The following is a 14,169-nucleotide window of genomic DNA, read 5'->3' as shown; positions in this document are numbered from 1 at the left end:
CTCCGCGGGCTCAATACTGGACGGAAAGCGTCGCCACGAGCGCATTCTCGTGGTAGTCGCGATTGTCGAACACGCCGCTGCGGCCCTTGGAATGGCGCAGGTCGAGCGTGCCGATGGTCTTGATGTTGAAGCGGCTGCTCAGGCCCACGCTCACCTGGCGGATGTCGTTCGTGAGGCCGGTCTTCAGCGATTGCACGTTCACGCCGTACAGGTTGGCGTGCGCCGAGCTGCGCGAGGACAGGCGGTAGTCGAAATTCGCGCTGGCGCCGTGCTGCTTCGTGTCCTCGTTCAGGGCGCTCAACTGCGTCGGCAGCAGCACGCTGTCTTCCTGCTGGAGCGACAGCGCCTGCGTGCGCTCGCTGAAGACCGACAGCACGAGGTCGCTGCGCGAACCCTTGAACGTGGCGGAACCCTGCAAGCGCTTGTTGCGCATGTAGCGGTTGCTCAGGTAATTGATGCTCTGGAGCAGCGTGGGCGGCAGGCCCGTCTGCGCCATATAGGCTTGCACGGCCTGCTGGCGCGCGATCGGGTCGGGAAACGCGGTCAGGAACAGGTGGTCGAGCATCGCGGCCGTGTCGAGCGCGGCCGGCAGCAGGAATTGCGAACGCGTCGTCGTGACGACGTCGGCATACGTCAGCGCCCAGATGCTGCGCTGCGTGCGGTAGCTCGCGTCGAACGAGCCCGTCTTGCCGAAGTAGCGCCGGCCGTACGATGCACTCACCCGCGTGCGCGACGACGGCGCCCAGATGAAGCCGCCGGACCAGCTGCGGCCGCGCGTCCGCTGGGCCAGCGCGCGGTATTCGTATTTGTCGTAGCCGACGCTGGTCGTCGCGCTCAGGTGCTGCGTGACGCGGTACTGCAGGCCCGCCAGGCTGTTTTCGGTCGTGGTATTGCCCGTGTTCTGGGCACTCATGTCCTGGTGCGAATGGTGGAGGTTCCAGCCGAGCTCGGTGAAGCGCGGACCACTCACCAGGTCGAGCGAGCGCGTGCTGGCCAGGCTGTTGCCGAAGCCGCTCTTGGCGCCGCCCTCGACCGCGTCGCGGGTGTAGCGGGCCGTCATCATGGCCGTCGCGCCGAACCGGTGCCGGAGGTAAGGGCTGATGCTCCACGTGTGGATGTCGGTGCCGTTGTTCGCGCTGAACGAATTGGCCGGCAACGGGCCGAACGCCGAGACGGCCTGGCGCGTGCCGCTGGCGCTCGCGTCCACGTACAGCAATTCCCGGACCGCGATAGCCTCGGCCGCCGCCGAGTAGCGGCGGTCGCTGTCGCGCGTGTTCGGGGTGTCGTCGTTGCTGTAGGCGTATTTGCGCCATTCCGCGCTGGCATTGAACTTCAGGCGCGGGCTGATGCCGATGATGGACACGCTGGGGGCCACTTCGCTGACGAAGCTGCCGCGTGCGCGGTCTTCGGACAGGTTCCCCACGTTGTCGGAATAGGTTTCACGCAGCTGGACACCGGGCGCGACTCTCCAGTCCGCCAGGCAGTCGTTCGACAGCAACAGTGCTGCCAGCGCAAGCGGCGTGAGCCGAAGCGTGGCACTGCTGGGCCATTTGACGAACCGGTGAGCGGACAAGGACAAATTAGCCGTAGTGATAGTCATACGTTTCTTCGATGCCGGGGAACTCCCTGGTCTTGTTATAGATGAGATTGACGTTCGGATAGCTTTCCAACTGGCGCAGGGCTTCCTTGACGGCGTGCTGGGTCGTCGTCTGGGCTTCGATCACCATCACGATCTGTCCCATGTGCGACGCGAGCACGCGCGATTCGCTGGTCAGCAGCAGCGGCGGCGAATCGAAGATCACGATACGGTCGCGATAACGGTTGGCGATTTCGCTCACGAGCGTGCTCATGGACGAGCTGGCCAGCAACTCCGTTGCGCGCGGCGTGCTCGTGCCGGCCGGCAGGATCGACAGCGTGTCGACGTTCGTGCGCAGCATGACGTCGGCCATGTCGATCTTATCGTCCACGAGGATGTCCATCAGGCCGCGGTGCGCCGGCAGGCCGAGCGAGCGCAGCACCGACGGGCGCGCGACGTCGGCGTCGACGAGCAGCACCGTGTGGTCGAGTTCCATCGCGATGCTCATCGCCAGGTTGATGGCGCAATAGGTCTTGCCTTCGCCCGGCAGCGAGCTGGTGACCATGATCAGGTTGCCCGGCTTTTCGCCTTCCGCGCGCTCGGCGAACGCGCGCTGCAGCAGCGGGCGCTTGATGACGCGGAAGTCTTCCAGCAGGCGCGTGCGGCCGCCGGCGGCCGTCACCATGCCCAGGTCGCGCATGCGGTTCAAGTCGAGCTCGACACGGCGCGTCGAGGATTTCTGCGCCGGGCGTGCTTCGGCCTCGGCCGCCTTGGGCGCCGCGTGCGGCGCTGCCTGGGGCGCCGCTTCGGGCGCGGTCGGGGCGTGCGCCGGTGCCAGGTTGATGGGGGCGTTTGGTGCGGCCGCGTGGGCGGCCTCGATGGCGTCGATGGCCGCTTCCGGCGCGTTGGCGGCGGCCGGTGCGTTGCGCTTCAGGTCGATCCGGCTTGCCGCTTTTTCGATGATGCTCACGGTGTACTCCTTAATCTTAAAGCGTGGGGCGGACCAGGATCGCGGCCATCCCGATGCCATAGGCGCCGAACAGCAGCAGCACTGAGCTCGCGAGCGCGACCAGGCGGCGCTTGCGTTTGACGGTCTGTTCCGGCGTCCAGTTCATCCCGATCGAACCGAGCACCGGCAGGCCGGTTACTTCGCGCAGCGCGCTCTGGCTCAGGAAGGTCGGGCGCAGCTGGCTCATCAGGAACGCGACGGCCAGGCCGGCGACGAGGGCGCCGACGAACACGAGCGAGAACAGGCGCAGGCGGTTCGGGCCGCTCGGATGGTTCGGCACCGTCGGCGGATCGATCACGCGGAACTGCAGCATGTCGGTGGCCGACGTCAGGTCGCCCGACAGGCGTGCCGATTCGCGGCGCTCGACCAGCTTCTGGTAGTTCTCGCGGTTGACCGTGTAGTCGCGGTTCAGCTGCGCGAACTGGGCTTCGATTTCCGGCGCCGTCGTGCTCTGGGTGCGCAGGCGCGCCACGCGGGCTTCGTATTCGGAGACGCGGGCACGCATCGACGCAACGTGCGCCTCGGCCTGCGACAGCGACACGTTCAGCTGCTGCAGCATCGGGCTGTAGCTGGCGCCCGGGTCGAGGCTGCGCTTCTTGCCCTTGGCCAGTTCGGCCCTCTGCGCCATCAGCTGGTCGAGCAGGCGGCGCGTGGAGATCACGTCAGGATGCTGTTCCGTGTACTGCATGCGCAGCGTGTCCAGGTTCTTCTGGGCGGCGACGATGCGTGCTTCCAGTTCCGGATCCATGAGGGCCGGATCGACCTTCACGGTGCCCGGCTTGGCCGGGTCGCCGGAGATCTGGCGGCGGATCGCGTTGCGCGCCTGCTCGGCCTCGGCCAGCTCCAGTCGCGCCTGGCTCAACTGGTCGACGGCCTGCTGCAGCTGGCCGCCGAAGTCGCCCGTGCCGCTGCCGCCGCCCGGGAGCATGCCCAGGTTCTTCAGCTTGAATTCCTTCAGCGAGTTTTCCGCCGCCGCCAGTTTTTCCTCATATGTCTTGATCTGGTCGTCGATGAACTGGACGGCTTTTTCCGAATCCTGCTTCTTGCCGCTGAAGCTGCCTTCCACGAAAATCGTCAGCAGCGACTGGACGACGTCCTTGCCCAGCTTCGCATTGTCGGCCGTGTAGGTGATCGTGTAGATGTCGTCGCGCTCGGTGCCCGTGATCTTGATCTGCTGCATCAGCTCGTCGACGATCTTGTCGTGCTCCTTGGTGTCCTTGGCCTTCACGTCGAGGTCGACCATGCGCATCAGGCGCTCGACGTTCGGACGGCTGATCAAGGTGCGGCGCATGAACATCACCTGTTGTTCCAGGTTCGGCACGCTGGTCATGTTGGCCAGCAGCGGTTTCAGGATGCTTTGCGTGTCGACATACACGCGTGCCGAAGCTTCGTATTGATTGGGAAGGCGTAATACCACCACCCAGCCGATCAATGCGACGACCCAGGTAATGACGATGGCATGCCAACGGTATTTGCCAATCGCCTTGAGGAAGTTAAGAAGTACGGCTGTGATCTCTGCCATCTCGTCAGTCTCGCCTTGAACGACCTGTCACCCCTGCGGGACGAAAGGCCAAAAAAATAACCAAATACCACGCATGATCGCTTGTACCCCGAGCAATTGCAATTACGCGCGAGAAAAATGTGGCGAGCGCATTGGGAAGTGCCTCATCCGCAACACAAGTGCCACCAAGCAATCTAAAATGGCGCGGTACTTTGCTCCACAACCGCCAATTATTAGCACGGATTTAATAAAAGTTCGTGAAACCGTTGTATGTCATCGACGCCAACGTGGATGCATTGAGCGATCTCATCGCGTAGACTACCTGCGCAGCAATTGATCAGTTCAAGCGCTTTATTGTAATGTCTAAAATGCAAAAAGGGGTGCACGGTTGATGCTGCCTCGAAATACAGATCGCCCCCGGGGCCACCCGTCCGCCCGTTCGCGGCAGCGCCGCAGTTGGCTGGCGCTGCTGGCCTGGTCGCTGGGCGCGATGGCGCTTCCGGCCGCGGCGGCCGACCTGCGGACGATTGTGCCCACCATCAAACGCTCCGTCGTCGGCGTGGGCACGTTCGAGCGCACGCGCAGTCCGTCCATCGTCTTCGTCGGCACCGGTTTCGTCGTCGGCGACGGCCTGGACGTCATCACCAATGCCCACGTCGTGCCCGCCACGCTGGCCGAGGGCAAGATGGAACAGCTCGGCATCGTGCTGCCGGACGGCGAAGGCGTGCGCTTCCGGCCGGCCGAGCTGGTACAGCGCGACAACGAACACGACCTCGCCCACCTGCGCCTCAGCGGCACGCCGCTGCCCGCGCTCGAGCTGGGCGACTCCGACACCGCGCAAGAAGGGCAGGAACTGGCGCTGACGGGCTTCCCGCTGGCGATGGCGCTGGGGCTGCACGCCGCCACGCACCGGGCGACATTGGCCGCCATCACGCCCATCGTCCGGCCGTCGCTCGGCGCACGCACCCTCGATCCGCGCCAGATCGCCGCCCTGCAGCGCGCGCCGTTCAGTATCTTCCAGCTCGACGGTACGGCCTACCCGGGCAACAGCGGCAGCCCCGTTTATGATCCCGCCACCGGCAAGGTATTGGGCGTGATCAATGCCGTGTTCGTGAAGGGGTTGAAGGAAACGGCGATCACGGCACCAAGCGGAATCACCTATGCGATTCCCGCGAACTATGTGCGTGATTTGCTGCGGAAAAAATGAGCAAAAAACGGGCGCGCGTGTCATGATCAAAAACAATTTGTATCGTGCGCAGTCTTTTCATTCGGCACTATGATATACAATACCACGCTGTTGATGGCTTTTTAACAACGAATATTCGGCCACGGAAGTGGCCAGCGACGAAAGGGACTGACGTGGGCAAGTACAAGGCGAACCTGATGAAACATTCGACGATCGTGCTCGCCGCCGCGTGCGCGCTGGCGCTGGGCGGTTGCGCAACGCATCGCGGCGGACAGCCGATCGAGACGCAGGTGACCGACAGCCAATACCTGATCGGGCCGGGCGATTCCGTGAACATCATCGTCTGGCGCAACCCGGAAGTGTCGATGTCGGTGCCGGTCCGTCCGGACGGCAAGATCACGACCCCGCTCGTCGAAGACCTGCCGGCCGCCGGCAAGACGTCGACCGCGCTGGCGCGCGACATCGAAAAAGCCCTGTCCAAATACATCCAGCAACCGGTCGTCACCGTCATCGTGACGAACTTCGTCGGCAATTACAACGAGCAGATCCGCGTGATCGGCCAGGCTGCCAAGCCGCAGGCGCTGCCGTACCGCCGCGACATGAGCCTGATGGACGTGATGATCGCCGTCGGCGGCACCACCGAATTCGCGGCGGGCAACCGTGCCAAGCTGATCCGCAACGTGGATGGCAAACAGCAGCAGTTCAACGTTCGCCTGGACGATTTGATCAAGGATGGCGACATTTCGGCCAACGTGCCGATGCGCGCGGGCGACATCCTGGTCATCCCGGAAAGCTTCTTCTAACAACATCCCCGTCGATATTTTTTACACCACCCGGCGTTCCAACATACAATAGTCGTTGCTGGGTGGTATGGCGCCAAAATAAGCACCTGATTTGATGTAAGTTTTTCTTCCGGGCAGCATGCTGGCGCAAAACTTGCTAATACAGGTACTGGTCGCCCTCACTGGGCGACATCATTTTGGGGAACGCACGTGGCTACCGAAAATCAAGATAACGACAAGATCAAAGCGGCGCCGTCCTTGACTCAACGGGGCGCGGCCCGCCGTCGCCTGGCCAAAGTCGGCGTGGGTGCCGGCGTCCTCGCGACGCTGCAAAGCAAGTCGGCGATGGCATCGATGGTCTGCAGGTCGCCGTCGGGTTCGCTCTCGAACGGCTTGTCCACCAGCCATTTCGGAAGAACGGCGCCCACCTGCGAAGGGGTGTCGCCCGGTTACTGGAAGCAGGATCAGCACGCCTGGCCTGGGGCCGTGTCGCGCACGGCGATGTTCTCGAGCGTGTTCTACGCCGCCAGTGCCCCTGGGGCGTGTCCGACGCGCGCAGCTTCCTACCCTAACGGCAAATGCTACAACCCGGGCTCATATGCCTGCGCGTCCCTGGAAGACATGCTGAACCACCAGGACTTCGACAACAACAACGTCGGCATGCACCTGGTGACGGCCTACCTCAACGTCATGTCGAAGAAAGTCGGCTTCCTCGAGGTGACCGACTTGCAGACGATGTGGAGCGAGTTGCAGAGCACGGGTCGCTACAGCCCGACCGCCGGCGTGTACTGGGACAATTCCCAGGTCGCGAACTACCTCAGCTCCATCCACGATTGAGGTCGCGGTGTGGCGCTTGACGCCTGGCCAGGCGCTGGCCTGCCGGGAATGGGACGGTGAAGCGGTGCTGTACAACGATCTCTCGGGCAGCACCCATTTGCTGGATGGCGCCGCGCTCGACCTGTTGTACGCGCTGCGCGACCAACCCGCCGACGCCGCCGCCCTGGCGGCTCGCCTGGCCGATCAATTCGACGCCGGCGACGACGATCTCGTTTCCCTCATCGACGACATGCTCGCCACGCTGGCCGGGTTGGACTTGATCGAATCATGCTGACGGTCGGTTCGCTGTCGCGCGCCGAACTCGCGGCGCGCCTGTCGGGTGACGGCATCGTGCTGCGCACGGGCCCGTTCGCCAACCGCATCCGCAGCGACGTGCCGCCGCTGATCGACAGCTTTGCGCTGATGTATGCCGACTATCCGGTCGACCCGGACGGTGGCTTCGTCGATTTTTACCTCGATTTGCGCCGTTCCGGCGGCCTGCGCCGCTGGTATCGCCCGCAGGTCCACTTCGCCTACGACGGCGCGACGCCGTTCCAGCCGCTGCCGCTCGGGCAGGCGTATCCGATGCTGGAATGGACGATGAACTGGTGCGTTTCGCACCGCGCCCACGGTTACCTGATCATCCACGCGGCCGTGCTGGAAAAACACGGCCGCGCCGTGATCCTGCCGGCGCCGCCGGGTTCCGGCAAGAGCACGCTGACGGCCGCCCTGCTGGGGCATGGCTGGCGCCTGCTGTCGGACGAGATGACCCTCGTGCACCTGGACGACGGCACGCTCGTGCCGCTGCCGCGTCCGGTGAGCCTCAAGAACACGTCGATCGACATCATCCGCGCATTCCGGCCCGACGCCGTGCTCAGCCGCCCCGTCGAGGAAACGACCAAGGGCACGATCGCCCACCTCAAGGCGCCGGCCGAGAGCATCGCCCGCGCCGCGGAGCCGGCCCGGCCGGCGTGCATCGTGTTCCCGCGCTGGGAGGCCGGCGCCGCCATGCTGCTCGACCCGCTGCCGAAGGCGCGTGCGTTCATGCAGGTGGCCGACAACTGCTTCAATTACCAGGTGCTGGGCGCACGCGGCTTTGCCGCCCTCGCCGGACTGATCGACGCCAGCGACGCGTACACGTTCCGGTACAGCAGCCTGCCGGATGCGATGGCGCTGTTCGAGCGCCTCGCGCTGGGGACCGCATGAACGGCCTGCCCCTGCCTTTGCCCCTGCTTGTGCGCGTGTTGCGCGACCCGTCCACCGCGCAAGGTCTGGATGGCGCCGGCTGGGACTTGCTGCTGCGCCAGGCCGACGCCGCCAATCTCGACGCCTACCTGCTCGTGCAGCTGGAAGATGCGGGCCTGCTGGACACCGTCCCCGCCGCGCCGCGCGCGCACCTGGAGTGGACGCGCGCGGGCGCGGCCGGCCACGCGCAGGCCGCGCGCTACGAAGTGCGCCAGATCGCCCGCGCGCTCGATGGTCTGGGATTGCCGCTGATCCTGCTCAAGGGGGCCGCGTACGCGCTGGCGGGACTGGACGCGGGCCGCGGCCGCCTGTTCTCCGACATCGACATTCTCGTGCCGAAGGCGCGCCTGCCCGAGGTCGAGGGGGCCCTGATGATGCACGGCTGGATCACCACGCATCACGACGAGTACGACCAGCGCTACTACCGGCAGTGGATGCACGAGCTGCCGCCGATGCAGCACGCGCGCCGCGGCAACTCGATCGACGTGCACCACGCGATCCTGCCAGAGACGGCGCCCGTGCGTCCGGACCCGGACAAGCTGCGCGCCGCGGCCCGTCCGATCGCGGGCGAGCCGGGCCTCGCGACGCTGGCCCCGGCCGACATGGTGCTGCACAGCGCCGTGCACCTGTTTTTCGACGGCGAGTTCGACAAGGGCTTGCGCGACCTCGTCGACATGCACAGGCTGTTCACCGAGTTCGGCGCGCAGCCGGGGTTCTGGGAGGCGCTGCCGGCGCGCGCGCGCGAGCTCGAGCTTGGGCGGCCGCTGTTCTATGCGCTGCGCTATTGCCCGCGCCTGCTCGGCACGGTCGTCCCGCCGGCGGTGCAGGCCGCCATGGCCTGGGCGGCGCCCAACCCGGCGCTGCTGTGGCTGATGGACCGGTTGTTCGGGCGCGCGCTGCTGCCGATGCATGCGAGCTGCGCCGACGCGTGGAGCGACGTTGCGCACTTCGCGCTGTATGTGCGCGGCAACTGGCTGCGCATGCCGCCGCAGCTGCTGGCACGGCATCTGTTTCATAAAGCGTTTATCACGAAGCACAACACGTCGCAGGCGGCCTGAGCCCCGCGCGGCGCCCGTCGACCCCAACAGGAGCGGCCTGGCCGCGGGAACGTATGTCCGAATCGTTAGATATCGACCAGAACTGGGACGCCATCGTCGTGGGCACGGGCATGGGAGGCGCGACCTTGGGCCTGGCGCTGGCGCGTGCGGGCCGCCGCGTGCTGTTCCTGGAAAAAGGGTCCGCGCACCCGGACCTCGTCGGCCGCTATGCGGAGGAGGACTTCCCGGCGCCGGAAGCGCCCCAGACGGCGCACCGGAGCATCCTCGCACGCGCGGGCCGTTACGCGGACGAGATCGTCGACCGCTCGGGGCCGCGCACGCAACGTTTCGTCCCGTTCATCGGGGCCGGCGCGGGCGGTTCGACCGCGCTGTACGGCATGGCGCTGGAGCGCTTCTTCCCATCCGACTTTGCCGCGCAAGACCATTACCAGGCGCCGCGCGGTGCCGACCTGCCGCCGCGCTGGCCCGTGGGCTACGACGAGCTGGCGCCGTATTACGACAAGGCCGAGCAATTGTTCCGGGTGCGCGGCACGGCGGACCCGCTGCGTGCGGACGGGCAGCGCGAACACCTGCTGCCGTCGCCGCCGCTGACGCCGGCGTCAAAGGAGCTGTACGGCTTCTTCGAGCAACGGGGCCTCCACCCGTATCGCTTGCCGCTCGCCTGCGAATTCGTCGAGGGTTGCAGCGGTTGCCAGGGCTATCTGTGCAGCCGCGCGTGCAAGAACGACGCCGGCAAGATCTGCCTGGAACCGGCCGTGCGCGACCACGGCGCGCGCCTGCTCGACGACTGCGCCGTCGTCGCGCTGGAAGCCGATGCGCACCGCGTGACGGGCGTCGTGTGCGAGCGGGGCGGCCACCGGTTCACGGTACGCGCACCCATCGTCGTGCTGGCGGCGGGCGCGCTCGAGACGCCGCGCATCCTGCTCGATTCCGTCTCGGACGCATGGCCGCACGGCCTGGCCAACGCATCGGGCCTCGTCGGCAAATACCTGATGCGCCACCACATCGACCTGTACCTCATCGAGCCCAAGCTCGAGGGGGAGTTCAACAACCGCCAAAAAGAGCTCGCCTTTAACGATTTTTATGTCGTGGATGGGCAAAAACTCGGCTCCGTGCAATCGTTCGGCCGGTTGCCGCCGCCCGCCACCTTGGCCGCGTCGGTCGCCGACGACTTGCGCCAGGGGCCGCTGCCGTGGGTCGCGCCGCTGTTCAAGCTGGCGCAGCCGTTCGTCACGCCCGTGCTGGACGGCCTCGTGCACCGCCGCATGATCCTCGCCGCGACGCTCGAGGATTTTCCGTATGCCGACAACCGCGTCGAGCCCGCGCACGACGATGCACGAGGCGCCCGCCTGGCCATCGAATACCGCGTGCGCGATGCCGACCGCGCGCGCATCGAGGCTTTTCGCGCGCGCATGCGTGAGGTGCTGGCCGGCTACCGTTTCAAACTCATCAAGCAGGCCGAGAACAACCAGCGCATCGCCCACGTGTGCGGCACGTGCCGGTTCGGCGACGATCCCGCACGGAGTGTGCTCGACCGCAATAACCGCGCGCACGGGCTTGCCAACCTGTACGTCGTCGACAGCTCGTTCTTCCCGTCGTCCGGCGGCACGAATCCCAGCCTGACGATCGCGGCGAACGCCTTGCGCGTGGCCGACCACCTGCTGGCGCGGGCGTGAGGCGGCGCAGTGTCTTCATCATTCATCATTCATCGACTAGGAGATCGCGGATGCAGCTTTCCGACTTAACAGGCCATTGGGCGCTCGTGACCGGCGCCTCGTCCGGCATCGGCGAGGAATTCGCCGGGCAACTGGCGCAGGCCGGCATGCGGCTCGTGCTGGTGGCGCGGCGGGAAGAGCGCCTGCAGGCCGTCGTCGACACGCTGCGCACGCGGTACGGCGTCGAAGTGCGGGCCATCGTGGCCGACCTCGCCGATACCGCGGCCGCGGCGCGCATCCGTGCAGAGCTCGATGAGGCCGGCATCCGTGTGCGCCTGCTGTGCAATAACGCCGGTGCGGGCCGCTGGGGACGCTTCGAAGCCACCGAAGCGCGCGTGTACGACGAGCTGGGCACGCTCAACACGACGGCGCTCGTGGCGATGTGCCGCCGATTCTTCGACCACCTGGCGGCATTCCCCAGCAGCGCCGTGATCAACGTGTCGTCCGCGGCCGCCTACCAGCCGGTGCCGTACATGGCCGTGTATGCAGCCAGCAAGGCGTTCGTGCAAAGCTTCAGCCAGGCGCTGCACGGCGAATGGAAGGAGCACGGCATCCTCGTGCAGACGCTCGTGCCGGGGCCGACGGACACCGAATTCGACGCCAAGGCCGGCGCCTACGAAAGCGCGCTGACGGAACGCGATCCGCCGGCCGACGTGGTGCGTGCGTCGCTGGCGGGGCTGGAGCGCGGGGTGCCCGTCGTGACCGCGGCCAAGGGCACGTACAAGCAGCGCATGTTCGCGGGACTGGCGCCGCCCGCGATGGTCATCCGCGAGGTCGGCAAGATGTTCAAGCCGCCCGCCGGAAAGTGAAAACACAATAAAAAAACCGCGGTCGAGACCGCGGTTTTTTCATGAGGCTGATCCGGAAACCGGATTAGGCCTTCGGAGCGCGACGACGTGCGCCGACCAGACCCAGCATGCCCATGCCCAGCAGCATCATGGTGCCCGGTTCCGGAACGGGGCTGCCGTTCAGGGTGGTTGCGCCATCGACCTTGAACACGATGTCGTTTGCGGTCACGTTGTAGCCCGGGAAGAGCGTCTCGTCGCCGCCTTTCTGGAAGTTGTTCGTTGCCGAGCTGCCTGCCGGGTAGTTCAGGTTCGAGTCGAACTGAACGCCGAACAGCATCTCGCCGACGCCTTGCAGGTAAGCCGGATTGATGAAGTCGCCCGGTTCCTTGATCAGGGCTTGCAGCTGGGTCGAGCCTTGGCCTTTCGTCGCGGACTTCGCCGTGAATTGCGACAGCGAGCCGTCCGGGACGACGGTCAGCAGGGCGACCAGCGTACCATCGTCGAAGCCGGTGCCGGCCTTGGTGTTGGCGTTTGCCTTGGTGTCGTAGTAGATCGCGACCTTGTTGGCGCCCGGGGTGTTGTTCAGGCCGAAGTTCGCGGTTGCGAAACCACCGATCACGCCCGACGACGTCACGGTTTCGCTCAGCTTGGCGACGATCGTGAATTCGAAGGCGGTCGGGCTGTTGCGCTTGATGCCGTCTGCGCTCGAATCGATGCCGTTCAGCCATGCATCGGTCTGCGTGCCGGTCACGCCGTTCATGTTAGCTTGGTACAGGAACTGGAAATTGGTGCCAACTGCGAGGGCTTTGCCGCTGTCGAACGGGCCGACGCCGATGGCGACGCCGCTGCCGGTCTCATTCCAGTCCAGTGCGGTTGCATCGGTGGCGTATGCAGTGCCGGTACCGTTCAGCAGGGTGAATGCTTGTGCCGACGACGCGGCGAATGCGAAACCAAGGGCGGCTGCGACCGGGATCAGTTTGCGGAACGAATTCTTCATTTAAGCTCCAAATAATCTGCTGGTTGATTTTTTTTCGGGGGTAGCCCAGCTTTGTTCGCGGGCTCTTGCCAGACTTAATGCAAGGTGCGTGCCAGCTAAGCTACGCTCTGTTTAAAATCAAAGGTTTATGAACAGTTGCAGAAAAACAAATGGTCTACAGGAAATGAGGTGTAAGAATTTCCGACACTTCTTCAGTGCAAGTTTGTCAGTACCGCGCTCCCATCGTCGTCCGCCACGCCGGCGACCTGTTGCCCGTCCGTCCCATGGGACGGCGCGAACCGGTGGAATGCGCGCACGCCTTCCAGGAAGGCGGCCATGCGCTGCGGCGCGGGATAGTTGGCAAACGCGTCTGCCACGCGCCGCGCGGACGTCGCGAGCGTGCGATCGTCGAGCATCGCACTGACCTGGCGTGCCAGCTTCTTGGCGCGGAAGCGGTCGGCGCGCAGCAGGGCGCCGGCGCCGGCCTTCATGACGCCGCTCATGTTCAGGAATTGGTCGAGGTTGGCGGCGATGCCCAGCACCGGCACGCCTGCCACCAGCGCCTGCTGGCTCGTCGGGCTGCCGCCGTTGCAGATGACGAGGCTGGCCCGCCGGGCCGCCAGGTCGCCCGGCAGGTAAGGCGCGACGAATGCGTTCGCCGGCGCGCCGGCCACGTCGATGGTCCCGGCCGTCGCGGCGATGACGGTCACGGGCAGCGCCGCCAGGGCATCCAGCACGAGCGGCAACAGGCGGCCCTGGCCGGAACTGCCGAGCGTCACGTAGATGATCGGCTTGTCTTGCGGCAACGTATCCCACCAGTCGGGCTTGGCCAGCGGCGGTGCCCAGATGATGGGGCCGATGTAGGCGTGCTGCTGCGGCAGCAGGTTCTTTGGCGGGAACAACTCGGGCACGTCGGCGTACATGCTGTAGTCGGCGTCCGTGTAGACCTTGCGCAGGTCGGTGCCCAGCGACGGCAGGCCATACTGGCGCCGCACGCGGTTCAGCGGCACGGAGTGCGAGGCGAAGGCGACGGGACGGGCCATCCGGAAGATCGCATTCGCGATGCGGATCGGCAGCAGGCGCGTCAGCGGGATGTGCGGCACGGCATAGTGCTGCACGACGTACGGGCTCCAGTACGCATTCATCAGCGACACATACGGAATGCCGCGCAGGCGTGCACTGACCGACAGCGACAGCCGGAAGTCGCCGACGACGATGTCCGGACGCACGGCGTCGAGCACGCGCAGGTCGTCCTCGACATAGCCGGCGAGGGTCGCCGTGTTGTACACCGGCTTGCCGCCCGCGAGCGCGTCGAGGAATTGCTGGCTGGGGATGCTGCGGATGGTCCAGCGGGTGAACTGCGTCCCGGTGAAGCAAAAGTCGTAGCCGTCCGCGCAGGCGAAATGCACGTCGAAACGCGCAGGGTCGAGGGATTGTGCGAGCGCAATGGGACGGCCGACGTGGGCCAAGGTCACGGCTTCCGCAAAGAACAGGATTTTTATGCGTTCCATAGGGAT

Annotated in this window: 13 protein-coding genes; 8 read left to right on the top strand and 5 right to left on the bottom strand. The window is 65.7% G+C overall.

All coding sequences use genetic code 11. The annotated features are described in order from the left end of the window. Window positions 1-10: 10 nt before the first annotated feature. From NX784_RS22920 to NX784_RS22910, 3 genes are read right to left on the bottom strand one after another with little or no spacing between them, the layout of a single operon-like run. Window positions 11-1,600, bottom strand: a complete 1,590-nt coding sequence (locus tag NX784_RS22920; RefSeq protein WP_258819001.1) for a TIGR03016 family PEP-CTERM system-associated outer membrane protein — start codon at window positions 1,598-1,600, stop codon at window positions 11-13. Then, window positions 1,581-2,546, bottom strand: coding sequence for an XrtA-associated tyrosine autokinase (locus NX784_RS22915; protein WP_258819000.1), 966 nt, complete (start codon window positions 2,544-2,546; stop codon window positions 1,581-1,583). The genes NX784_RS22920 and NX784_RS22915 overlap by 20 nt, the downstream gene beginning before the upstream one ends. A 16-nt stretch (window positions 2,547-2,562) precedes the next feature. Beyond that, window positions 2,563-4,107 carry an XrtA system polysaccharide chain length determinant gene (locus tag NX784_RS22910; protein ID WP_258818999.1) on the bottom strand — a complete coding sequence of 515 codons (1,545 nt, stop codon included), beginning with the start codon at window positions 4,105-4,107 and terminating at the stop codon, window positions 2,563-2,565. A gap of 370 nt (window positions 4,108-4,477) precedes the next feature. Here NX784_RS22910 and NX784_RS22905 point away from each other — a divergent pair, with 370 nt between their 5' ends. The 8 genes from NX784_RS22905 to NX784_RS22870 all read left to right on the top strand — a co-directional run bounded on the left by NX784_RS22905 (window position 4,478) and on the right by NX784_RS22870 (window position 11,697). After that, complete coding sequence (locus NX784_RS22905; RefSeq protein WP_307736104.1) at window positions 4,478-5,293, top strand: S1 family peptidase; 816 nt, start codon at window positions 4,478-4,480, stop codon at window positions 5,291-5,293. Window positions 5,294-5,469: 176 nt separating this feature from the next. After that, complete coding sequence (locus NX784_RS22900) at window positions 5,470-6,075, top strand: XrtA/PEP-CTERM system exopolysaccharide export protein (RefSeq protein WP_258818998.1); 606 nt, start codon at window positions 5,470-5,472, stop codon at window positions 6,073-6,075. 189 nt (window positions 6,076-6,264) lie between these two features. Next, the gene (locus NX784_RS22895) at window positions 6,265-6,891 is read left to right on the top strand and encodes a hypothetical protein (protein ID WP_258818997.1); all 627 of its coding nucleotides are present in this window, start codon (window positions 6,265-6,267) and stop codon (window positions 6,889-6,891) included. A gap of 16 nt (window positions 6,892-6,907) precedes the next feature. Next, a complete protein-coding gene (locus NX784_RS22890; RefSeq protein WP_258818996.1) occupies window positions 6,908-7,165 on the top strand; it encodes an HPr-rel-A system PqqD family peptide chaperone in 258 nt (85 codons plus the stop codon). Continuing rightward, the gene (locus NX784_RS22885; RefSeq protein ID WP_258818995.1) at window positions 7,159-8,076 is read left to right on the top strand and encodes an HprK-related kinase A; all 918 of its coding nucleotides are present in this window, start codon (window positions 7,159-7,161) and stop codon (window positions 8,074-8,076) included. The genes NX784_RS22890 and NX784_RS22885 overlap by 7 nt, the downstream gene beginning before the upstream one ends. Further along, entirely contained in the window at window positions 8,073-9,173 is a 1,101-nt protein-coding gene (locus tag NX784_RS22880) for a nucleotidyltransferase domain-containing protein (protein WP_258818994.1), read from the top strand. Before NX784_RS22885 ends, NX784_RS22880 begins: the two co-directional genes overlap by 4 nt. Before the next feature lie 53 nt (window positions 9,174-9,226). Then, window positions 9,227-10,849, top strand: coding sequence for a GMC oxidoreductase (locus tag NX784_RS22875; RefSeq protein WP_258818993.1), 1,623 nt, complete (start codon window positions 9,227-9,229; stop codon window positions 10,847-10,849). A gap of 50 nt (window positions 10,850-10,899) precedes the next feature. Further along, window positions 10,900-11,697 carry an SDR family NAD(P)-dependent oxidoreductase gene (locus NX784_RS22870; protein WP_258818992.1) on the top strand — a complete coding sequence of 266 codons (798 nt, stop codon included), beginning with the start codon at window positions 10,900-10,902 and terminating at the stop codon, window positions 11,695-11,697. Window positions 11,698-11,761: 64 nt separating this feature from the next. Here the strand turns inward: NX784_RS22870 and pepA are convergent, their stop codons facing one another. Further along, window positions 11,762-12,673, bottom strand: a complete 912-nt coding sequence (gene pepA / locus NX784_RS22865) for a flocculation-associated PEP-CTERM protein PepA (protein WP_258818991.1) — start codon at window positions 12,671-12,673, stop codon at window positions 11,762-11,764. A 191-nt stretch (window positions 12,674-12,864) separates the two neighbouring features. Further along, entirely contained in the window at window positions 12,865-14,163 is a 1,299-nt protein-coding gene (locus NX784_RS22860; protein WP_258818990.1) for a glycosyltransferase, read from the bottom strand. Between the last annotated feature and the right edge of the window lie 6 nt (window positions 14,164-14,169).

It is taken from the genome of Massilia pinisoli (assembly GCF_024753285.1).
In the GTDB taxonomy this organism is placed as follows: Bacteria; Pseudomonadota; Gammaproteobacteria; order Burkholderiales; family Burkholderiaceae_D; genus Telluria; species Telluria pinisoli.
Note: the sequence above shows the minus strand (reverse complement) of the source record. Positions and strands in the feature narration are given on the sequence as shown.